The organism is Halorussus aquaticus (assembly GCF_024218795.1).
Classification (GTDB): domain Archaea; phylum Halobacteriota; class Halobacteria; order Halobacteriales; family Haladaptataceae; genus Halorussus; species Halorussus aquaticus.
On the sequence record NZ_CP100400.1, the window covers coordinates 1,968,323 to 1,988,659 of the forward strand.

At 64.9% G+C, this 20,337-nt stretch carries 23 protein-coding genes; 9 read left to right on the plus strand and 14 right to left on the minus strand.

Annotated elements, in window-relative coordinates; genetic code table 11:
• Positions 1 to 38: 38 nt before the first annotated feature.
• A complete protein-coding gene (locus tag NGM06_RS10140) occupies positions 39 to 494 on the minus strand; it encodes a luciferase domain-containing protein (protein ID WP_254266847.1) in 456 nt (151 codons plus the stop codon).
• A 196-nt stretch (positions 495 to 690) separates the two neighbouring features.
• Here NGM06_RS10140 and NGM06_RS10145 point away from each other — a divergent pair, with 196 nt between their 5' ends.
• Positions 691 to 2,034 (plus strand): DEAD/DEAH box helicase, encoded by a 1,344-nt coding sequence (locus tag NGM06_RS10145; RefSeq protein WP_254266848.1) that lies wholly within the window; start codon positions 691 to 693, stop codon positions 2,032 to 2,034.
• Positions 2,035 to 2,074: 40 nt separating this feature from the next.
• Here the strand turns inward: NGM06_RS10145 and NGM06_RS10150 are convergent, their stop codons facing one another.
• On the minus strand, positions 2,075 to 2,503 hold the full coding sequence (locus tag NGM06_RS10150; RefSeq protein WP_254266849.1) for a hypothetical protein: 429 nt from the start codon (positions 2,501 to 2,503) through the stop codon (positions 2,075 to 2,077).
• Between the two features lie 77 nt (positions 2,504 to 2,580).
• Here NGM06_RS10150 and NGM06_RS10155 point away from each other — a divergent pair, with 77 nt between their 5' ends.
• Entirely contained in the window at positions 2,581 to 4,104 is a 1,524-nt protein-coding gene (locus NGM06_RS10155) for a DUF790 family protein (protein WP_254266850.1), read from the plus strand.
• Positions 4,105 to 4,192: 88 nt separating this feature from the next.
• On the opposite strand, the gene NGM06_RS10160 is transcribed toward NGM06_RS10155, so the two are convergent.
• Positions 4,193 to 4,711, minus strand: a complete 519-nt coding sequence (locus NGM06_RS10160; RefSeq protein ID WP_254266851.1) for a DUF7122 family protein — start codon at positions 4,709 to 4,711, stop codon at positions 4,193 to 4,195.
• The gene (locus NGM06_RS10165) at positions 4,708 to 5,616 is read right to left on the minus strand and encodes an RsmB/NOP family class I SAM-dependent RNA methyltransferase (protein ID WP_254266852.1); all 909 of its coding nucleotides are present in this window, start codon (positions 5,614 to 5,616) and stop codon (positions 4,708 to 4,710) included. The genes NGM06_RS10160 and NGM06_RS10165 overlap by 4 nt, the downstream gene beginning before the upstream one ends.
• Positions 5,617 to 5,710: 94 nt before the next feature.
• Here NGM06_RS10165 and NGM06_RS10170 point away from each other — a divergent pair, with 94 nt between their 5' ends.
• The gene (locus NGM06_RS10170; RefSeq protein WP_254266853.1) at positions 5,711 to 5,989 is read left to right on the plus strand and encodes a hypothetical protein; all 279 of its coding nucleotides are present in this window, start codon (positions 5,711 to 5,713) and stop codon (positions 5,987 to 5,989) included.
• A gap of 101 nt (positions 5,990 to 6,090) precedes the next feature.
• Here the strand turns inward: NGM06_RS10170 and NGM06_RS10175 are convergent, their stop codons facing one another.
• The 6 genes from NGM06_RS10175 to NGM06_RS10200 form a co-directional block, all read right to left on the minus strand.
• Complete coding sequence (locus NGM06_RS10175; protein ID WP_254266854.1) at positions 6,091 to 7,116, minus strand: 3-oxoacyl-ACP synthase; 1,026 nt, start codon at positions 7,114 to 7,116, stop codon at positions 6,091 to 6,093.
• A complete protein-coding gene (locus NGM06_RS10180) occupies positions 7,113 to 8,240 on the minus strand; it encodes a branched-chain amino acid ABC transporter permease (protein ID WP_254266855.1) in 1,128 nt (375 codons plus the stop codon). The genes NGM06_RS10175 and NGM06_RS10180 overlap by 4 nt, the downstream gene beginning before the upstream one ends.
• A gap of 172 nt (positions 8,241 to 8,412) precedes the next feature.
• Complete coding sequence (locus NGM06_RS10185; RefSeq protein WP_254266856.1) at positions 8,413 to 9,447, minus strand: branched-chain amino acid ABC transporter permease; 1,035 nt, start codon at positions 9,445 to 9,447, stop codon at positions 8,413 to 8,415.
• A complete protein-coding gene (locus NGM06_RS10190; protein ID WP_254266857.1) occupies positions 9,444 to 10,142 on the minus strand; it encodes an ABC transporter ATP-binding protein in 699 nt (232 codons plus the stop codon). Before NGM06_RS10190 ends, NGM06_RS10185 begins: the two co-directional genes overlap by 4 nt.
• A gap of 340 nt (positions 10,143 to 10,482) precedes the next feature.
• A complete protein-coding gene (locus NGM06_RS10195; RefSeq protein WP_254266858.1) occupies positions 10,483 to 11,313 on the minus strand; it encodes an ABC transporter ATP-binding protein in 831 nt (276 codons plus the stop codon).
• 3 nt (positions 11,314 to 11,316) lie between these two features.
• A complete protein-coding gene (locus NGM06_RS10200; RefSeq protein WP_254266859.1) occupies positions 11,317 to 12,747 on the minus strand; it encodes an ABC transporter substrate-binding protein in 1,431 nt (476 codons plus the stop codon).
• Positions 12,748 to 12,893: 146 nt separating this feature from the next.
• Between NGM06_RS10200 and NGM06_RS10205 the strand changes: the two genes are divergently transcribed.
• The gene (locus NGM06_RS10205; RefSeq protein WP_254266860.1) at positions 12,894 to 13,742 is read left to right on the plus strand and encodes an SDR family oxidoreductase; all 849 of its coding nucleotides are present in this window, start codon (positions 12,894 to 12,896) and stop codon (positions 13,740 to 13,742) included.
• A 44-nt stretch (positions 13,743 to 13,786) separates the two neighbouring features.
• Here the strand turns inward: NGM06_RS10205 and NGM06_RS10210 are convergent, their stop codons facing one another.
• Together NGM06_RS10210 and NGM06_RS10215 are read right to left on the minus strand one after the other, a co-directional pair.
• Positions 13,787 to 13,939: a hypothetical protein gene (locus NGM06_RS10210; protein ID WP_254266861.1), complete on the minus strand. Its 153-nt coding sequence runs from the start codon at positions 13,937 to 13,939 to the stop codon at positions 13,787 to 13,789.
• A 232-nt stretch (positions 13,940 to 14,171) separates the two neighbouring features.
• The gene (locus tag NGM06_RS10215; RefSeq protein ID WP_254266862.1) at positions 14,172 to 14,768 is read right to left on the minus strand and encodes a hypothetical protein; all 597 of its coding nucleotides are present in this window, start codon (positions 14,766 to 14,768) and stop codon (positions 14,172 to 14,174) included.
• Between the two features lie 101 nt (positions 14,769 to 14,869).
• Here NGM06_RS10215 and NGM06_RS10220 point away from each other — a divergent pair, with 101 nt between their 5' ends.
• Positions 14,870 to 15,505 (plus strand): hypothetical protein, encoded by a 636-nt coding sequence (locus NGM06_RS10220; protein WP_254266863.1) that lies wholly within the window; start codon positions 14,870 to 14,872, stop codon positions 15,503 to 15,505.
• A 16-nt stretch (positions 15,506 to 15,521) separates the two neighbouring features.
• Here NGM06_RS10220 and NGM06_RS10225 read toward each other — a convergent pair whose 3' ends face one another.
• A complete protein-coding gene (locus NGM06_RS10225; protein WP_254270017.1) occupies positions 15,522 to 16,223 on the minus strand; it encodes a helix-turn-helix domain-containing protein in 702 nt (233 codons plus the stop codon).
• A 151-nt stretch (positions 16,224 to 16,374) separates the two neighbouring features.
• Here NGM06_RS10225 and NGM06_RS10230 point away from each other — a divergent pair, with 151 nt between their 5' ends.
• The 4 genes from NGM06_RS10230 (at position 16,375) to NGM06_RS10245 (ending at position 19,009) form a co-directional block, all read left to right on the plus strand.
• On the plus strand, positions 16,375 to 17,208 hold the full coding sequence (locus tag NGM06_RS10230) for an aldo/keto reductase (protein WP_368410434.1): 834 nt from the start codon (positions 16,375 to 16,377) through the stop codon (positions 17,206 to 17,208).
• Between the two features lie 85 nt (positions 17,209 to 17,293).
• Entirely contained in the window at positions 17,294 to 17,791 is a 498-nt protein-coding gene (locus tag NGM06_RS10235) for an SHOCT domain-containing protein (protein WP_254266864.1), read from the plus strand.
• A gap of 245 nt (positions 17,792 to 18,036) precedes the next feature.
• A complete protein-coding gene (locus NGM06_RS10240; RefSeq protein WP_254266865.1) occupies positions 18,037 to 18,780 on the plus strand; it encodes a hypothetical protein in 744 nt (247 codons plus the stop codon).
• 37 nt (positions 18,781 to 18,817) lie between these two features.
• Positions 18,818 to 19,009, plus strand: a complete 192-nt coding sequence (locus NGM06_RS10245; protein ID WP_254266866.1) for a DUF7333 family protein — start codon at positions 18,818 to 18,820, stop codon at positions 19,007 to 19,009.
• A gap of 238 nt (positions 19,010 to 19,247) precedes the next feature.
• Here the strand turns inward: NGM06_RS10245 and NGM06_RS10250 are convergent, their stop codons facing one another.
• Positions 19,248 to 20,219, minus strand: coding sequence for a phosphoadenosine phosphosulfate reductase family protein (locus NGM06_RS10250; RefSeq protein ID WP_254266867.1), 972 nt, complete (start codon positions 20,217 to 20,219; stop codon positions 19,248 to 19,250).
• Between the last annotated feature and the right edge of the window lie 118 nt (positions 20,220 to 20,337).

Below are 20,337 nucleotides of genomic sequence, written 5' to 3' on the forward strand. Positions count from 1 at the left end.
AGGATTCAGAAAGTGGACCGTCCGCGGACGACGACCGGTTACGACTCGTCTCTGCGCCGCTCGAACGCCGCCCGAACTTCGTCGCTAGCTCCCAACTCCTCGAGTTCTTCCGCCACGTCTATCTCCTCGAATCTCTCGGCTCCCGCGGGCGTCTTCTTCAGGGTATCGACGTGATACAGGTACGACAGGCGGAACAGCCAGACGCACTGGTCCACGTCGTCCTCGTCCTCGACGTAGTGGGTGGTCCACCCCGACTCCGGGACGACGTGATGCTCGCCGGTCTTCCCCTCCTCCACGAGCGCCTCGCGAAGGCGCTCGATGAACGGCACGTCTACGATTCCCCACCGGTGGACGTGACCCACCTCGCGCGGACCGAGCGTGAACTCCCGGCCCTCGAAGCGGTGTTCCTCGGTGTTGACGTGAGGCCACGCCGCGACCTCCTCGATGATGCGGTCGACGAGTCGCGCCGCCTCACGCTGGTCGATGTCCGCCATGGTAACTATCGGAGTAAGGCCGTCCGGAAACTTAATCTACCTGCCCGTTTGCCGGCGGTGGTTCCGTTTCAGCGTATCCTGTCCGCTCGCTTTCAGTCACCGAATCACCGTGGTCTACCCCCACGGGCGCTCCCGAGTGACCGTCGAACCACGGCAAGCCGTTTATGTCCCGCGGGCACCCAGAGACCACCAAGCCGTGGCCGACGCGACCCTCACCTTCGAGAACGGAACGATCCGGGTCGAGAGCGACGCCGACCTCGACGTTCCGTTCACCGAGGCCGACGCCCGGTCGAAGACGCGCCGAGCACCCGGGTTCCGGTACGCCGCGCTGCGCGACGCGCTGGACGAACGAGGGCTGAGCTACGAGGACTCGGTCCTCGACGCGCCCGACCTCCCCGACGTGGCTTCGACCTACGAACTCCGCGGGTACCAGCGCGACGCGCTCTCCGCGTGGGAGGACGCCGGACGGCGGGGAGTGCTGGAACTCCCGACCGGGAGCGGGAAGACCGTCATCGGCCTGAAGGCCATCGAGCAGTTGCAGACCGCGACGCTCGTGGTCGTCCCCACCATCGACCTGCTGGAGCAGTGGCGGCGCGAACTCGAATCGGAGTTCGGCGTTCCCGTCGGACAACTGGGCGGCGGCGAGCAGAACGTCGAAGCGCTCACCGTCTCGACCTACGACTCGGCGTACCTCCGCGCCGACGAACTCGGCGACCGGTTCGGTCTCGCGGTGTTCGACGAGGTCCACCACCTCGGCGGCGAGGGGTACCGAGACATCGCCCGACTGCTCGCCGCGCCCGCCCGGATGGGCCTGACCGCGACGTTCGAGCGCCCGGACGGCGCCCACGAGGTGGTCGCCGACCTCGTGGGCGGGAAGGTGTACGCCATCGACCCCGAGGAACTCGCGGGCGACCACCTCGCGCCCTACGACGTCAAGCGCGTCGAAGTCGAGTTGACCGACGAGGAGCGCGAGCGCTACGAGGACGCCAACGAGGTGTTCACGAACTACCTCGCCCGGTCGGACATCCGGATGCAGAGCGGCAGCGACTATCAGGAACTCGTCAAGCGCTCCGGGTCGGACCCCGCGGCCCGCGAGGCCCTGCTCGCCAAGCAGCGCGCCCGCGAGGTGATGATGAACAGCGACGCCAAGGTCGCGGCCCTCGAATCCGTCCTCGCCGACCACCGCGACGACCGCGTCATCGTGTTCACGGCGCACAACGACCTCGTGTATCGCCTCTCCGAGCGATTCCTCCTCCCGGCCGTGACGCACCAGACCGGCGCGGCCGAGCGCCGCGAAATTCTGGACCGATTCCGCGAGGGCGACTACTCGCGGGTCGTCACCTCGAACGTGCTGGACGAGGGCGTGGACGTGCCCGACGCCAACGTCGCGGTCCTGCTCTCGGGGAGCGGGAGCGAACGCGAGTTCACCCAGCGCCTCGGGCGCATCCTCCGACCGAAGGAGGACGGACGGCCCGCCCTGCTGTACGAAGTCGTCAGCGCCGAGACCGCCGAGGAGCGCGTGGCCGAGCGCAGGCGGTAATCCGACAGCGCGACGCTGTCGCGGCCTTCTCGCGCGACGCTCAGGGCCGGAAGTCCACGTTGATGGACCCCTGTCGGGAGAACTGTTCGTAGGAGATATCGAACGCCAGTTCGACGGTCTTCGTCTCGCCCGCCGGGACGGTCACTTCCATCGACTCTCGGGACGCCACCGTGCCGTCGTCGCCGCCGTCCGACCGGTTCCCCTCCGTCTGGTTTCCGTCGGTCCGCTCGGCGGCGGCAGTCACGGTCACGTAGAGGTTCCCGGTTCCGTCCGTCTCTCCCGCGTTCTTCAGCGTCACCGCGACGACGAGGTTGCCCGACTCGCCCTCGTGGAAATCGAACGACTCCTTGGAGAGGGCCGCCGACTGCTCCGACTCCCCACCGCCGCCGCCCGCACACCCCGCGAGCGCCCCGACGCTCGCCGTCGCTCCGAGGGCCGCACCGTTCCGAAGTATGTCACGTCTACGCATATCTGGGGGTCCCGGTCCAGCGGAATGAGTCTTCTGTCTTCCGACCGTTTTTGTACGCGCCACCCCGACCTACGCCCATGCTCACCAAGGACCTGCTTCGCGTCTCCAGAGCGGGCGGGGGCTACCGGCCGGTGTTCGCGCGCCGGGAACACAGGCCACTGGCCGCGCGGGTCCTCGGCACGTATCAGGGCCACGTCGGCCGACGTCACGAGGAACTCGACGCCGCGCTCTCGGACCTCGAACCCGAGGCGGACCACTTCAAACTCGTCCGGGGATTCGCCAAACTCCTCGACCGCGAGGCGACCTTCGAGACCCGGTCTGCGGTCGCCCCCGAGCGCGCCCGCCGAGTCGCCTTCGAGGCCGCCGAGCAGGTCGGCGTCGTCTCCGAGGCGGACCGAGACGACGCCCTCCGGCGCGCGGGCGACCGCCTCGGTGCCGACCCGGAGGCGGTCGCGGACTCGCTGTACGCCGACTTGGACGAGCGACAGGTCCTCGACGCCTTCGACGCCAGATGGAGTCCCGACGAACTCCTCGCGCAGTACAACCTGTCGCTGGCCCAGACCGCCCTCTTCGACGCCACCGAGTTGCGAGTCCGCACGTCCGACCCCAAGGCGCTCGTCTCGGCGGTCAAGCGCCTGCGCTTGATGTACGAGATTCGGAAGACCGAGGGGGACGAGAAAGCCCTCTCGGACCGGGAAGTCGTCGTCACCGGTCCCGACGCCCTCTTCCGCTCGACCCGGCGGTACGGCACCCGGTTCGCACGCCTCCTCCGGACCGTGGCTAAAGCTGGCGCGTGGACGCTCTCGGCGACTATCGACGACTACGGCACCGAGCGCACCCTCTCGCTGTCCGACGACGACCCCGTGCGCGTGCCGGGCACCGAACCGGTCGCGGACGTGACCTTCGACAGCGGCGTCGAGGCCGACTTCGCCGCCCGGTTCGAGTCGCTCGACCTCGACTGGGAACTCACCCGCGAACCGGAACCCCTCGAAACCGGCGCGCGAGTGATGATTCCGGACTTCGCGTTCGATTACTCGCACGCCGACTTCCGCGTCTTCTTCGAGATTATGGGGTTCTGGACGCCCGAGTACGTCGAGAAGAAGCTCTCGCAACTCGAAACTGTCGAGGACGTGGAACTGCTCGTCGCGGTGGACGAGAGTCTGGGCGTCGGCGAGGAGATAGCGGCCCGCGACCACCGCGCGATTCCCTACACCGGAACGATTCGGCTCAAAGACGTGCGCGACGCCCTGCGGCGCTACGAGCGCGACCTCGCGGCCGAGAGCGCCGCGGCCCTCCCGGCCGAACTCGTCCCGGACGCCGACGTCGTCTCGCTGGAGACCCTCGCCGAGGAGTACGGCGTCAGCGAGGACGCCATCGAGGGCAAGTCGTTCCCCGACCACGAGCGCGTGGGTCGGACTCTCGTCCGGCCCGCGGTACTGACCGATCTCCGCGACGAAATCGCGGAAGGGATGACCTTCTCGGACGCGGAGGGGGCGCTGGCCGACCGGGGCGTCGCGGACGCCAGTGCCCTCCTGTCGGAACTCGGGTTCGCGGTCGAGTGGGAGGGGTTGAGCGGCGGGACGATTCGCCGAAAGGACTGAGTTGCGCTGGTGAAAGACTCATCCGCTGACCGTTTGGGTCGGCCGTGAACGATACCCCTCGAACGCCAACATAGCAGAGAGAAGACGCTTAGAGGTCGCGCTGGCGGCCCTTCGGCACCGGACTCCGGAGTTCGTCGTGGACGTAGAGACCGACGCCGAGGGGTTCGGGGTCGCCCGCGAGTTCGTGGGTGACGACCAGATACCCCCAGTCGCCGTCCCAGTCGGGGTCGGTCGTCTCGCCCCGGACGAACCGTCGGGCCTGCTCGCGGGGGAGTTCGATGACGTTCTCGCTGGCCTCGCGGCCGAACCGTTGGACCGCGTTGGTCGTCGGCTTCCAGTGTTCCTGTCGCGTTCGCAGGAACTTCATGCCGAGCGCCTCGATGCGGACCGGCGAGGCGATGTCGCCCCGCAGAATCCAGATTTTGCCCTTCCCCTTCTCCCAGAAGGAGTAGCCCTCGAACGTCTCGGGCGGGACGCCGAACCGCTCGTCCCACCACTCGACGACCTCCTCGCGGGTCGCGCGACCCTCGACCTTTCGGTCGTCGGCCGTCTCCGGGAGGCGGTCGAACTGCTGACCGTCGTTCGATTGCTGGTTCGACTCGGTCATCCCTCCACCTCCAGTTTCGCGCAGAAGAACCCGCCGGTGTCGTTGTGGTGGGGGTAGAACCGCTGGGCCTTCCGGACGCTCTCGTCGTAGGTCTCGCCGTCCCACTCGGTGACGCCGGGCCGGGAGTCGAGGGGGACGTCGAACGCCACGAGTCGGCAGTCCTCCTCGTCCAGCACGTGGTCCAGCACCGCCTCGTTCTCCTCGGGCGCGAAGGTGCAGGTCGAGTAGACCACGGTGCCGCCCGCTCTGGTGGCCTGCACCGCGCGCCGGAGGATGCCCTTCTGGACCCCGGCGATGCTCCGGACGTGGTCCATGGTCCACTCGTCCAGCGTGGTCGGGTTCTTCCGAATCGTCCCCTCGCACGAGCAGGGCACGTCCACCAGCGCCTTGTCGAAGGAGTCGAAGTCGAACGGTTTGAGCGAGAAGTTCCGGGCGTCTGAGTTCGTCACGACGGTGTCGGTCACCCCGAGTCGCTCGGTGTTGAACCGCAGGGCCGAGAGGCGACCGAGGTTGTTGTCGTTGGCGACGACCAGACCCTCGTCGTCCATCAGGGCGGCGAGTTGAGTCGTCTTGCTCCCCGGCGCGGCGCAGGCGTCCCAGACGCGCTCGCCCGATTCGGGCGCGAGGACCTCGGCCGGAATCGCCGAGACCTCTTCCTGCCCGTGAATCCATCCGTGGTAGGACGCCCACGTGCGTCCGGGACTGTCGGTGTCCAACTCCAGCACCGTGTCCGACCACTCGCGGTCGGTCCAGCCGATTCCCTCCTCGTCCAGCGCCGCCGTCGCTCGCTCGGGGGTCGCCTTTATCGTGTTGACCCGGACGACCGAGGGGAGCGAACGCTGGCAGGCGTCGAGGAACGCCCCGAAGTCGTCGATTAGCGGTTCGTACCGCTCCAGTTTCTCCATCGAGCGTTGGTTGGCGCGACCGGCGTTTGTGGGTTTCGGAAGGGAGGCGACGGCGGCCGTAGGCGTTACCCGTCCCTCTCCCGTCAACAGTTGCATGGCCGACGACAACGAACTCGCCGACATCGACTGGGAGCAAGCGGCCCGGATGGAACTCGAACCCGACGCGATCCACGAGTCGCGCGAGGGCTACTACTTCGACTGCCCCGAGTGTGGCTCCCCGGCCACCATCGAGAACATCATCGAACACGGTCGGTGTAACGGCTACCTCGACGAACAGGTCGAGGGCATCGACTTCGACGTGGAGAACATCTCCTGTTCGGCGGTCCTCCGCCTCGAAATGGCCTACACCGCGAAACCGGAGTCCGAGACGTAGGACGCCCAATCGCCGAGACAGGTCCGGAACGACGCTCCGAGCGACTGGCGACTACCACGCGGGGTCTCTCCGAGTCGGAAAACGGACCGCTATCGGGAGTTCTAGCCGTGCCACTCGACGACGGTCGCGGCCCACGTGTACCCGGTTCCGGCCGCGAGGAAGCACAGCAGGTCACCCGACTCGACCAGTCCGCGAGACAGTCCCTCGTCGAGCGCGAGAATCTGGTCCACGCTCTGGACGTGGCCGTACTCGTCGAGGTAGTAGCTCTCCGCGTCGAGTTCGTCGGCCAGCAGGTCGTGGAACGACCGCTTCATGTGGGTCAGCGCGACGAAGTCCAAATCGTCGCGGCCGTAGTCCGACCGCGCCAGCGCGTCGTCGGCCACGTCGAGGAAGTTCGGGAGGCTCACGTCGGCGAGACGCTCCTTCATCCCGTCGGGGTCGGGCACGTCGAGGGTGTGAAGCCCCTGCTCGACCGTGGTGCGACTCGGCGGGTTTCTGGACCCGCCCGCGGGCATCACCACGTCCTCCGAGAAACTGCCGTCGGTAATCGCGGCGCTCTCCCGGACGGTGGCCCGAGTTCGGTCGTCGGCGGGGTCGGTCTCCAGAACCATCGCGCACGCCCCGCTGCCGAAGTTGAACATGAACGACGAGTCCTCGTTGCCGTAGTCTACGAGGTCCTCCTCCCGACTCGCCGAGACCAACAGCGCCGTCTCGGGCGCGTCGGCCAGCAGTTGGGACTTGGCCTGCCTGACGGCCAGCGGCGCGCCGGCGCAGAGCGCGTAGCTCTCGACGGCGAAGGCGTCCTCGGCACCGAGGCGCTCGGCGACGTTGGCCGCGGCGCTCCACACCACGAAGTCCTTGTACTCCGACCCATGATAGAGGACCACGTCCACGTCCTCCGGAGCGATTTCGGCGTCCGCCAAGGCGTCCTCGGCGGCTTTCACGCACATGTCGGTGGCGTGGTCGGCGTCAGACGGGCAGACTCGCTTCTCGCGGACGCCCATCTTCTCGACCACGACCTCCGCTGGAATCCCGCTCTGCGCGGCTATCTCCTCGCCCGTGACGACTTCGTCCGGGACGTAGGTTCCGTATCCCGTCAGACCGACGGTGGATTCGCCACCGGTCATCGGTCCTCACCTCGCAGTCGCGCGGCGACCTGCTTGCCGACCGGACCGCCGAGTCGGTCGCGCACGGTGCCGAGTAGACCGTTCGGCACGAACAGCACGAACAGCACGAAGACGACGCCGATGTACAGTTCGGCGTGGCCGTTCAGGAACGTGTCGATGGCCTGCCCGACCGTCAACCCGTCGTACAGTTCGGTCGTCATCGTGGCGTCGCCGAGGTGGTCACGGAGGTACGGGAGCAGACCGCCGCCCTCCCCGGTCTTCGAGAGGAACTCGGTGACGCTCTCGTCGAATAGCCACCCGTACAGCGGCCCGGCGAGCGTGCCGAACCCGCCGATGATGGACGCCAGCAGCGCGTCGCCGGTCACGAGGAAGTAGAACGTGTTCTCGGGCGAGACCGACCGCTGGAACCCGGCGAACAGGCCGCCCGCGACCGCGGCGAAGAACGCCGAGACGGCGAACGCGCCGAGTTTGTACCAGAAGGTGTTGTAGCCGACGGCCTCGGCGCGCTCCTCGTTCTCGCGGATGGCGACCAGCACGCGGCCGAACGGCGAGTGGACGACGCGCTGCATGGCGAAGTAACAGACCAGCACTACCAGTCCGACCATGTAGTAGGACACCTCGGTCGTCCCGAACGAGAGGAAGCCGAGCAGTCCGTCCACGCTGTCGCCCGCGAGTTGGCCGATGGCGAGGTCCAGCGAATCCACGCCGGGGACGCCGACGCTGAACGGGTCGGTCCGCTCCAGCACCGCGGGACCGTCGCGCGGGTTCGACCCCACGTAGTCCCAGTCGCGGACGAACACGTAGAGCACCTGCGAGAACCCCAGCGTAATCATGGCGAAGTAGACGCCCGACAGTCGGAACGACACCGCGCCGATGAGGACCGCCAGCACCGCCGCCGCGAGGCCGCCGAGGACCAGCAAGTAGAGGAACGGCGTGCCCGTCCCGAGCAGGGGCACCTTCCCGTTGGCCGCGAGGACGACGAAGTACGCCCCCGTGCCGTAGAACGCCGCGTGGCCGAACGAGAGGTAGCCCGTGTACCCGCTGACGAAGTCGAACGACATGGCGAACAGGCCGAAGTAGAGGACGGTTACCATCGTCTCCACGTCGGGGAGAACCGTCACCATCTCCGCGCCGACCGGCGAGTTGACCAGCGCCGAGTAGACGGCCGGATAGGCCGCGAACAGGACGATGACCGCGACGTGAGCGGTCTGCTCGCGCAGGTAGCGAACCGGCCACGACGCCGCCGACTCCTCGTCCGCGTCCGTCTCGGGAGCCGCGGCGTCCGCGGTTTCGGTGCTAATGGCCGCCCACCTCCTCGACGCCGAACAGGCCCTGCGGGCGCAAGACGAGCATCACCACGAGGATGAGGAAGACCGTCATCTCGGGCAGACTGGCGAAATCGACGTGGTTGACGAACCACCACGTCGTCACGGCGTCGGCCATCCCGACGATGACCGCCGCGACCACGGTGCCCCGGAAGGTGCCGAGACCGCCGATGATGACGACCACGAACGCCGGGAGCAGGGTGTCCGCGGCGAGGGGGACGCTGGCACCCCACGCGGGGTCCCACATCAGGAGCGTCCCGGCCGCGCCCGCAACGCCCGCGCCGAGCGCGAACACGACAGTGAAGACGCGGCGCACGTCGATGCCGAGCGCCTCGGTCATCTCGGCGTCCTCGCTCCCGGCCCGGATGACGAGGCCGTAGCGCGTCCGGGTGAGGAACGCCCAGAGACCCGCCACCGTGGCCGCGCCGACGACGATTTCGAACAGCGAGAGACCGCTGACCGAGATGAGACCGAGGTCCACCGACTGGGCGAGGAAGCCGGGTTTGGTGCCCAGCGCGGCCTGCCAGTCGCTGGTCGGTTGCATCCCGTAGAACAGCACCGCGATGCGGACCAGTTCGTCGAGAACGAGCGTCAGCCCGAACGTCAGCAGTATCTGGTACACCGGCGGTCGGTCGTAGAGGCGTCTGATGAGCGTCACTTCGACCACGCCGCCCAGACCCGCGAGGAGCGCGAACGTCGCGGCCAGCGCGAGGAAGAACGCCAGCAGGCGGGTCGCACCGCCGGTCGTCCCGCCGACGGCGAACACCATCAGCAGGCCGCCCAGATACGCGCCTATCATCGTCATCGACCCGTGCGCGAAGTTCAGCACGCCCATCAGGCCGAAGATGAGCGTCAGTCCCCCGGCTATCATCACGTAGATGGCGGCCTTCGCCAGTCCGTCCACGAGGACCGACGCGAGGTTCTCCGGCCGGAGGAACTGGCCGAGCGCGTCGAGGAATCCCGCGAGGACGACGGCGTTCGCCAGCGTCGCTTCGAGTCCGGTCATGCGCTGAGATACCTCCTGAGTCGCTCGTCGTCGGCGGACGTCTCGTCGGCGTCGCCCTCGTCGACCACCTGCCCGTTGTCCAGCACGTAGAACCGGTCGGCGAGGTCGAGCGCCAGCGGCAGGTTCTGCTCGACCAGCAGCAGCGTGGTGTCCCGCGCGGCGTCGGCCAGCGCCTCGGCCACGCGCTCGACGATGAGCGGCGCGAGACCCTCGCTGGGTTCGTCTACGAGCAGGAGGTCGTTGTTCCCCACGAGTCCGCGCGCCAGCGCGAGCATCTGCTGTTGGCCGCCCGAGAGGTTCCCGGCGTCCTTGTCCGCGAACCGTTCGAGGTCGGGGAACGTCTCGTAGGCGAGTTCTATCGCCGCGCCCACGTCCTCGCCGTCGGGCACCGCGACCCGGACGTTCTCCTCGACCGACAACTGCGAGAAGATGCGCCGCTCCTCGGGAATCCACCCGACGCCGCGGTCGGCGACCTCGTGGGTCGCCGCCCCGGTCACGTCCTCGCCGCGGTAGCGAACCGTGCCCTCGCTCGGCGGGGTCAACTGCAGGATGGTCCGGAGCGTGGTGGTCTTGCCGACACCGTTCCGGCCGACCAGCGCGACCACCTCGCCCTCTTCGACGTCGAGCGAGACGCCTTCGAGGATGTGGCTCTCGCCGTAGTAGGTGTGGGCGTTCTCGACTTCGAGTAGTGTCATCGTATCGTCTCCTTTGATTTGCCTCTAAATCTGTCTTCGAGGCGACTGATGCTCACAGCATCTGTGGGGTGGCGTTTCGGAAAGCCCCCGCCCGGTCGCGGTCGCTGACCGACATATCTGCGCCTCTCGGCACTGCCCGGCGCAGATAGTGGCCGGTCAGACGACCACGGGCCTTCGGCCCGCCGGGAGACGACCGGTCTTCCGAGGTCACACTCGCTTCGCTCGCGTGACCGCGACCGGGCGGCCCCTTTTGTCCACCCAGACGTCGGTTGCCTAACCGAGCGTTCGCTGGTGGACTGCGCACCTGTGAACCGGCGTACGAAAACTGGGGGCGTCGCGTTCACGCCGTCCCCTCCTCCGGGTCGGCCCCGGCGTCGTCCGCGGTCGGGTCCGAGTCGGACTCCGTGTCGCCGAGGCTCCCGGCCTCGTAGCCGCCGAGGTACGCCTCCTGCACCGTGGGGTCGTTCCGGACCGCCTCCGGTTCGCCCTCGGCGATGACCGCGCCCTGATTCAGCACCACGACGCGGTCGGAGACGTTCATCACGATGTCCATGTTGTGTTCCACGAGCAGGACCGCGTGGTCGGACGCCACGTCCTCGATGAGGTCGATTATCCGGCCGACGCTCTCCGAGGAGACTCCCGCGTTCGGTTCGTCCAGCAACAGCACGTCGGGGTCGCCCGCCAGCGCGATGGCGACCTCCAGTTGGCGCTTCGCGCCGTGGCTCAGGCTCTCGGCGGTGGTGTGGGCCTCCGCCGAGAGACCCACTCGGTCCAGAATCCGGTGGGCCTCCTCGACGTGTCGCTCGAAGGCCCCGGCGTTGCGCCAGAACTTCGCGGCGTCGCCGCTGGCGGCCTGCGCCGCGACCCGGACGTTCTCCAGCACCGTGCTGGTGGGGAAGACGTTCGTAATCTGGTACGACCGGTGGAGACCGAGGCTCGCCGTCTCGTACGGCGTGGCGTCGGTCACGTCGCGCCATCCCTCTCTGTCGCGCACCTCGATGGTGCCCGCGGTCGGGGTCAGCACGCCGGTCAGCAGGTCGAAGAACGTCGTCTTCCCCGCGCCGTTCGGGCCGATGAGCGAGCAGAGTTCGCCCTCGCCGAGCGCGAAGTCCACGTCGTCGACGGCCGTGAGACCGCCGAACTGCTTCGTCAATCCGGAGGTTCGCAACATGGCCTACAGCGAGCAGTTCATCTGGTCGCTGTCCTTGGGAATCGTCGCTTCCTTCGCCCCGATGGTCGCCAGCGGTTCGCTGGGCATGATGGCGGCCTTCCAGTTCCCGGCCCACTCGTCGGTGGTCGGGACGGGGTTCGCCACGGTCATCGACGACCGGGCCTGATTGTTGTACTGCTGGAAGGTGTAGCCGTTCTTCCCCTTGGGCGTGTCCGTCACGGTCATCCCGCGGAGGGCGCTGGCGATGTCCGCGCCCTCGGTCGAACCGCTCTCGGAGACGGCCTGCGCGATGGCCGAGGCGGCGGTGAACGTCCCGGAGGTGAACAGGTCGGGCACGACGCCGTAGGCGCTGGTATAGGTGTCCACGAACTGGTTGTTGATCTCGTTGTCGTACTGATTCCAGTGGTAGCGCGTCGTGAACGGACCGAGTTTCGTCCCCTGCAGTTTCTCCTTCGTCAGGGGCTTGCCGAGCGCCTTCTGGAGGGTCTGGCCCACGATAGCGTTGGTGATTCGGGTGGCGAACCCGCCGAAGACGCGGTAGTCGTAGTTCCCGTTGAGGAACGACGTGAACAGTTTCGGGAGCGTGGCGACCGTGAATCCGCCAACGATGCCCTCCGCGCCCGCGTTCTTGGCCTTGTCGAGCAGTCCCTTCCACTCGGAGTGGCCCTGCGGGACGAACTTCTTGCCGACGATTTCGACGCCCTCGTCCTTCAGCACCTGCTCGTAGTTGTTGACGACCGCCTTCCCGAACGAGTAGTCCGCGCCGAACAGGTACACCTTGCTCACGTCGGTCTGGTTGGCGACGTACTTCCCGCCCGAGCGAGCGTCCATCGCGGTGTTCTCGCTCGCGCGGAACACGAGATTTCCGCAGGTCTCGGAGTTCGCGGTGATGTCGGCCGACGCCGCCGGACCGACCATGTACGGGACCTGCGCCTGTTTGACCACGGTCTTGATGACGCGGTTGGCCGCGCTCGAAGAGGCACACCCGAACAGCATGTCCACCTCCTCGTTCTTCACGAGGTCGGTCGCCAGCGACTGGGCCTTGTCGGCCGCGAACTGGGTGTCCCGGACGACGAGTTCGTACTCGGTGTCGCCGACCGAGACGGTGTGAGTCCCGGTACTCGACCCCGTTATCGGGTCGGTGTCGCCCTTGTACGCCAGTCCGGAGTAGAAGCCCCACAGCGACTGCTGGCCGTAGTACTTGAGGTCGCCCGACGTCGGTTGGAGGACGCCGATTTTCACGTTTCCGGAGACGTTCGCCTGCTCGGTCGTCTTCGCCGTGGTCTCTGTCATGCCGCCATCGGTCTCGTCACTCGCAGTTGTAGTTGTCGTACTCTGTCCACCGTCACCGCCGGTACATCCGGCGAGACCCGCCGCCCCGGTCGCCCCGACCGCAGCGAGCCATCGCCGTCGTGAAACGCTGTCATCCGCCATAACAGATTAGAATGATACCCACACCCCGGCAAATACTGCTGGGTTAACATGTGAACTGCGTCCCGACGGTCAGACGGTAGCCCCCGGAGCGCCTCGTTCACACGTTAACCCTCGGCTTTTCCCCGGTTCGGGGAGTGCTCACGGACATGTCCGACGAAGTCACCGCCCCGGAACTCTCGACCGAAGACGCGCTCGTCCTCGACGACGACAGGTTCGCCCCGGAGAACGTCGCCCTCGTCACGGGTGCGGCCTCGGGTATCGGTCGGGCGACGGCGCTCGTGCTGGCCGAGAACGGGTTGACCGTGGTCGGCACCGACGTGGACGAGGAGGGACTGGCAGCGACCCGCCGGAAGGCCGCGGACCTCGGCGTGGCAGGGACCGTCGAAACAGTTGCGGGCGACCTGCGCGAGGACGTGCCCGAAATCGTGTCGGCGGCCGCAACGCACGGTGACGTCGCGTTCCTCGCGAACGTCGCGGGGATGCAACACATCGACCCCATCGAGGAGTTCCCGATGGAGACCTACGACCGGATGCAGGCGGTCATGGTGCGCGCGCCGGTCCAACTCGCCAAGGAGTGTCTGCCGCGGATGCGCGAGAACGGGTTCGGGTGCGTCGGCAACATGGCCTCGGTCCACGGCCACTACGTCACCGGCGACAAGGTGGCCTACAACGTGGCAAAGTTCGGTCTCCGCGGACTCACCCAGTCCATCGCCGCGGAGAGCGGCGGAGACGCCGACGTTCGCGCCTTCTCGGTCAGCACCGGCTACGTGAAGACGCCGCTCGTGACCGATCAGATTCCGGACACGGCCGAACAGCGCGGGATTTCGGTGCAGGAAGTCGTCGAGGACGTGATGCTCGGCCAGTCGCGGACGACGGAGATGATGACGCCCGCCGAAGTGGCGAACCTGTTCGCGTTCGGCTTCTCGAAGCACGCAAGCCACCTCAACGGCGGGGACCTGCGGTTCGACGACGGGATGTCGCTGACCTACGAGTGACTCGCTGTCCGAGACAGGTTACCTACCGTCCGAGAACGGTACTTTCACCCGCTCTTCGGAAGCACCTGCTCGACCTTCTCGAACGGAATCCAGCCGACGTTTCGGCCGTGGTTGTCCTTGAGTATCAGCCCTTCGCGGCCCTCCTCGAAGGCGTCACAGGAGAGGTTCGGCCCGTCAGTTCGTTCTACTCGTGGCATCGTTTCCGTAGTTCTAGTCACGTCACAAAAAGTATTCTATCTATCAACTAAGTCCCGGTAGTCCGTCCAACCTTCTACCGACCATCCCAGAGAGGAATCACCTTGACGGCCAACTGAACCGCCAACGTGTCCTATTCAAATTTGTAACTTGTGGTGGCGGCTAATGACCTAATCTTCAACGGGACATTCTAAATCGGCCTTTAGAGGTTAGCCTTAATCCGCGATTCCCGTTTTAGAGAATAGCGATTGTCTTATCCTCAAATATGAACCTCAGATCCCAGATGGTACACTGAAAGTCCCCATCACGGATCACCAACTGGATTTGATTCAAAACCGAAATTTGACCGGTTTGTCCGTTTGCCGAACTTGGTAGCTTCTGAAACGGTATTTCAAGTCTATGACCAGAGCCAGTTTTAGTGGCTATCACTCCTTTCTCCTTGTTCTTGTATTCGTTTCCAATGTAGACACTACGGAATCCCGATTCTCCAGATTGGAATCTTATTTCTACCTCCGCATCATCATCCATCTTGTCCACGTCTATTTCGGCGTATATTGTACTCTTAGACACATTTGAAACAGACACTGGAATTTCGGCGATTACTTCTCCATCAGTAACCGAATCATTAGTGGATATTTCCAGTCCACTATTACCATCTTTGGTTGCGTTTTTTGCAGTTATTTCTGTTGAATTCTGTGTCGGGATTGTAATGTCAGACTGGTCAATGGCACCTTGTTGTTCAACACTGGTTTCAAGACAACCAGCTGATGAACTACAAGCTATAGCAATTGATAGGAACTTCCGACGGTCTATTGCTTTAGGTTGTGGCATCTATATCGTCTCGTTAGATTGGTATCGGACTAAATTCAGATTACAGTTTACACCCCTAATTATATTACTCTGCACAGAATATTCCACAGCAGAATTTAGCGATGTCTGGCGATTTTGATAGTTCCCATCCCGCAAGGAAAATTGATCCAAAAGAACTCAAAGAGGTTCTCAAAGAGCGGAATAAAGACGTTCCAGCAGTAACAAGAAGGGTCGTTGCACAAGAATTTCCAAATGTAGAGCCAGACACTGTAAGTAACAATTTAGAAAGATTAGTGCAATCTAATGAACTGTGCAAGTTCAACGATGGCGACATCAATGTTTACTGGTACCCGCGTACGGATGATGAAGGCGGAACAACGCGATATAGTGAATTGCTTGATGATTCCATTGACTGGGACGAAGTTGAGATAAGTTCAGTTCCAGAGGATACCGCTGAGGAAATTGCATCTAAACGCCTTCCATACTACCGTCCGCAGAACTTCTGGACTCGAACTACATATTTCAGCCAACTTGGAGTGATGGTAGCCTTTGGGCTTGTGCTACTAGGAATTGGCGGACTTGTAGGTGGTACCCTAGGACTTGGACAAAAGGCCGGTGCTCAGATATTTCGATGGGGACTCTACTTATCGCTGGTCGCAATGTTAGGTTACATTGTCTCCGTGGTTCTTGATAACCTCGCAACACGGGGTTACGTAACCAAGGACCCCGTTCCTGAGAGGCTAAAGTTGTTCCAATAACCGCCGCTTCGTATAATTACTCCAGTTCGTCGAGGGCCTCCACGACGCGCTCTATCATCTTCTGCTGGCCGCGCCGGAGGTTCTTCGACACCGCGGGTTTGGACACGTCGAACTCGTCGGCCAGATGGCCGAGCGTCGCTCCGCGCGGACTCTCGAAGTAGCCGTCGCTCACGGCGGTTTCCAGCGTCTCGCGCTCGACGTCCGAGAGGTCGCGACAGCCCTCGATGAGCGTCATCGCCGCCCCCGCGTTCTGCACGAACCCCTGCAGGTCGGGCAGTTCGGTGTTGTCTCGTTCGAGGACGTCGAACTCGTTGTCGCGTTCGAGTTCCGCCAGCGTCGTGTCCTCGCACTCGATGTCGTCGAACCCGACGTGCCAGATTTCGCTCCCCTCCTCGATGTGGAACGGGCCGGTGATGTAGCCGCCGTTCTGGCGAATCGCGGCCATCGCGTCGGTCTCGCCGATGACCGTCCGGATGTGCGCGACGTTGTCCCGGCGGGTGAGCAGGGCGTAGTCGTGCATGTTCTCGTGGTCGCGCAGGGCACCGAGACCGGCGGTGAGTTCGGCGCGGTCCTCGCCCTCGACCATCAGTCGCGTCTCCAGTTGGCGGTCCGCCCGGTCGAAGTCCCACTGGATGGCCGAGAACCCGACGCCGTGGTCGTCGGTGGTGTCGATAAACGGGCAGTCGTACTGCTCCACGTCCATCGTGATGTCTATCATGGGCCTGCCCTTGCTATCAGACCACATACGGGGAGTGGGTTAAAAGGCTTTTCTTCGCTTCCGGCAAGCTTCGCCGAGCGGCGGCGACCGTCCCACAGAGATTTCCGACGCCGAAACCACTTTCGGCGCGGTCGCACAACGTACAATCGTTATGGCTCAACGTGAAGAACACAGCGACGCGCAGTCACTCGACGGCATGCCGCGACTCGGACTGGGAACGTGGGAGAACACCGACGACGACACGTGCGCCGAGAGCGTCCGACAGGCGCTCGAAATGGGGTACCGCCACATCGACACCGCGCAGGCCTACGACAACGAGGAGTACGTCGGACAGGGCATCGCCGACGCCGACGTAGACCGCGACGACGTGTTCCTCGCGACGAAAATCTGGACGAGCAACCTCTCGTACGACGACGTGATTCACACCGCGAAGGAGAGCCTCGACGAGCTCGGCGTGGACTACGTGGACCTGCTGTACGTCCACTGGCCTGCCAACGAGTACGACCCCGAGGACACGCTCCCGGCGTTCGACCAACTCCACGACGACGGTCTCGTAGAGAACGTCGGCGTCTCGAACTTCGAACCGCGACATCTGGACGAGGCGCAGGAGATTCTGGACGCGCCGGTGTTCGCCAATCAGGTCGAGATGCATCCGCTGCTCCCGCAGGACGAACTGGTCGAGTACGGCCAAGAGAACGACGTGAACCTCGTGGCCTACTCGCCGCTGGCCCGCGGGAAGGTGTTCGACGTGCCCGAGATTCAGGACGTCGCCGAGAAGCACGACGCCTCCGCGGCGCAGGTCAGCCTCGCGTGGCTCCTCCAGCGCGACGGCGTGGCCGCGATTCCGAAGGCCTCCAGCGAGGACCACATCCGCGACAACTGGGGCGCGCTCGACCTCGAACTCGACGCCGAGGACGTCGAGAAGATAGAGAGCATCGAGGAGCGCGACCGGCGAGTGGACCCCGACTTCGGCCCGTGGAACTGAGTCGGTGACCGGCCGCCCGGTCGGGACTCTCGTTCTCGCTCGCCGAACAAAATTTTTTACTGATAGGTGTCCGAGTAGACGGACGATGGACCAGTCCGCCGACACCTCCACCTTCCGCGCTCTCCACCGACTCGTCGAACACTACACGCCCGACGGTGCGCTCGGCCGAACCCTGCTCGGCGGGACCGCCCTCTCCCTCGCTCCCTTCCTGTTCTTCGGCGGTATCGAGATGGTGGGCATCGGTGCCACGTTCGCCGCCTTCGTCGCAGGACTGTTCGGAGTCGTCGTCAGCGTCCCCGCGCTCTTGGTCGGTGTTGTCTCCCTCTGGCCGGTGTACCTCTCGCTCATCGGAAACGTGGAGTCCGCGTCGGCGTACCCCGACGGTGCGACCGAGTCGTGGGCGGACGCCGACGCGCCCGAGGCGGTCCTGAAACGTCGCTACGCCGCCGGTGAACTCTCTCGCGAGGAGTTCGAACGCCGACTCGGCGACGTGATGGGAACCAACGGAGCGGACAGTCCAAACGCACGAAACGCCGAGGAGACGCGACGGAGGGACCGGTCCGAGCGCGCCCGGAATCGGTAGTCGGTGTCCGCTCCGGTGGGCGAACCGTCGCCGAGCAACCGGTATTTTGGGCGCTGAATCCGTGGTCTCGACGGACGAGTGTCCGCTGAGACGGATACCATCGTCGGCGAACTTCCGGACCTTCGGTTTTCTGATGCAATCCGATTCGAGACCGCGGTGAGCGGACAGAACCCAAACGTCAGGACGACTTCACTCTTCGACTCGACCCCGAAGCTTCATATTAGCCGTAACGTATTAAAATGCAGATGCACGGCGGAACACGAAGTACCGGTCTCCTCGGCGCGATTCGATACGACCTGCGACGACTCCACGAGAGTTGGATGGCGCTGTTCTTCCCGCGCCAGCGCGGGAACCAGAGCGGCGTCCTCGGCAAGTGGGAACCGACTTCCACCTCCGGGAAGGTCGCGTACCGAGCGTGGAGCGCGGTCGGGACGGCGGTCGTCGCGCTCCTCTACCCCCTCACTCTGTTCGGGTTCGCGGCCCGGTACTACACTCGGAAGATAGACGGGACCGCGACCCGACTCGGCGTCGTCGGCGTGGTCCTGCTGTCGCTGCTGGTCTGGGGCGGCCTGACCGCGCTCGCCCGACTGCGCTTCTCGACCGACGGCTTCCTCGCGGTCGGTGCCGCGGGCGGCGTGGCGACCGTCGCGGCGGCGTTCGCGTACGTCACGGGCACCCGCGGCGGCCGCTTCACCACGGTTCTGCTCGCCTACCCGTCCGCGATGACCGCCATCTTCCTGCCGCCGGTGGTCGCGGCGCTCTACTCGCCGACCCTCTCGGCGGTCATCTTCCCGAAGAGCTACACGCTCGCGGTCTGGTTGCTGGACAACCCTCTCGACCTGTGGGGTATCAACACGTTCCTCCGCGAACAGTTCACGCTCGAAGGCGCGAACTACGTGGCGATGTGGTTCGGTCTCTCGGTGCCGACGGGGTGGGTCCTCGGCCTGCTGGTGACGCTGGCCGACGTGGTTCGTCCGAAAGGGGAGTAGAGCAACGTTTTTCCTCCTCTCGTCCCGACGTTCGCGTATGGAGTTTAATTTGCCCGTGACCGCCGCGATATTGCTGGGAATCGTCGCCGCCGGGACGGCCGCGCTCGTCGGAATGGGATTCATGGCCACGAGTACCGTGTTGATGATGGTGACGCCCTCGATGCTGGTGTTCGGCCTGATCGCGCTCCTCCTCGGCGTCAAGCACGGCGAGTACCGAGCGACGCGGTAGCTATCGGCGAGAAAAACAGCGGAGAAACGACGGCCCGACTCACTCCTGCGGTCGGCCATCCCTTACCCAGTCGCGTACCAGCGGACGACCGCGAGCGACGGGAGTGAGCAGACCGAAATCCCCCGAACTCACGCGACGGGCGTGCGTGAGTGAGGGCGTGGCGACAGTTTTGGACCGAGCGTTTACCGGCGAGGAAATTCGCCGGGAGCGAATTTCCGAGTGCAGTAAACGGCCGTTCCTACATGTAGCCGAGGTCGCGCAGGCGCTCCATCAGGTCCTCCTTGTCCTGGGCGCGGCCCGCGCGCTCGGTCGTGTCTTCGAGGTCCTGCAGCCACGCAGGTTCTTCGTCGGACTTCTCGGTGCTGACCTCGCTGCCGAGCGAGCGGAACCCGGCGAAGTACTTGGGACTGACCGGGATGTCGTCCTGCGTGAGACCGTTCGGCAGGTCGTCGTCGGACTGCGGGACGTAGCCGTCGTCGGGGTACTCCTCGACGGTGTCCGGGACGACGAAGTGCCAGAATGCGTCCCAGACCGCGCGCTCGTCGAACTGGAGAATCGGCTGGACGCGGTCGTGGGGCGGGTAGATGTCGGGGTCGTGGCGCGGCGAGAAGAACGTCTCGTCGGCGCGGGCCTCCTGCTCGTCCCAGCGGACGCCGGAGATGATGCCGTCGATGTCGAGTTCCTCGATGGTCTCGTTGAGCGCGACGGTCTTCAGCAGGTGGTTGCCGACGTAGGTGTCGAGCAGGAACGGGAACGTGTCCTCCTCGTACTCCAGAATCTCGCGGACGTGGTGCTGGTTGTGGTCGTTCAGGGCGTCGATGGGGATGTCGTCGCCCGGCGAGAGGTCGTTCTCCTCGGCGTAGTCGCCCACGTCGTCGTTGCTCGCGTAGACGACGTCGAGGTCCCACTCGTCTTCCCACTTGGAGACGAAGTCGTGAATCTCGTCGAAGTGCTGGAAGTGGTCGATGAAGACCGCGGTCGGGGTGGGGAGGTCGTACTTCTCGGCGACCTCTTTGATGAAGTACAGCGTGAGCGTCGAGTCCTTCCCGCCGGTCCACATCACGGCGGGGTTCTCGTACTGTTCGAGTCCCTCGCGGGTCACTTCGATGGCCTTCTCTATCTTGTGCTCCATCGAGGCGTAGTCCTCGGGTTCCTCGCCTTCGCCGTCACTGTAGTCTACGTCGACGTAGTCTGGGAAGTCTTCGGGCATCGTTCGTAATTACATCTAATTACGTCCCTAAAGTGCTTTTCGGCTCTCCAATCGCACAGGTCGACCCCACTCGCTCGAAGGTCTCCGTTACCGCGATTTCAGACCGTCGTTGGTGAGA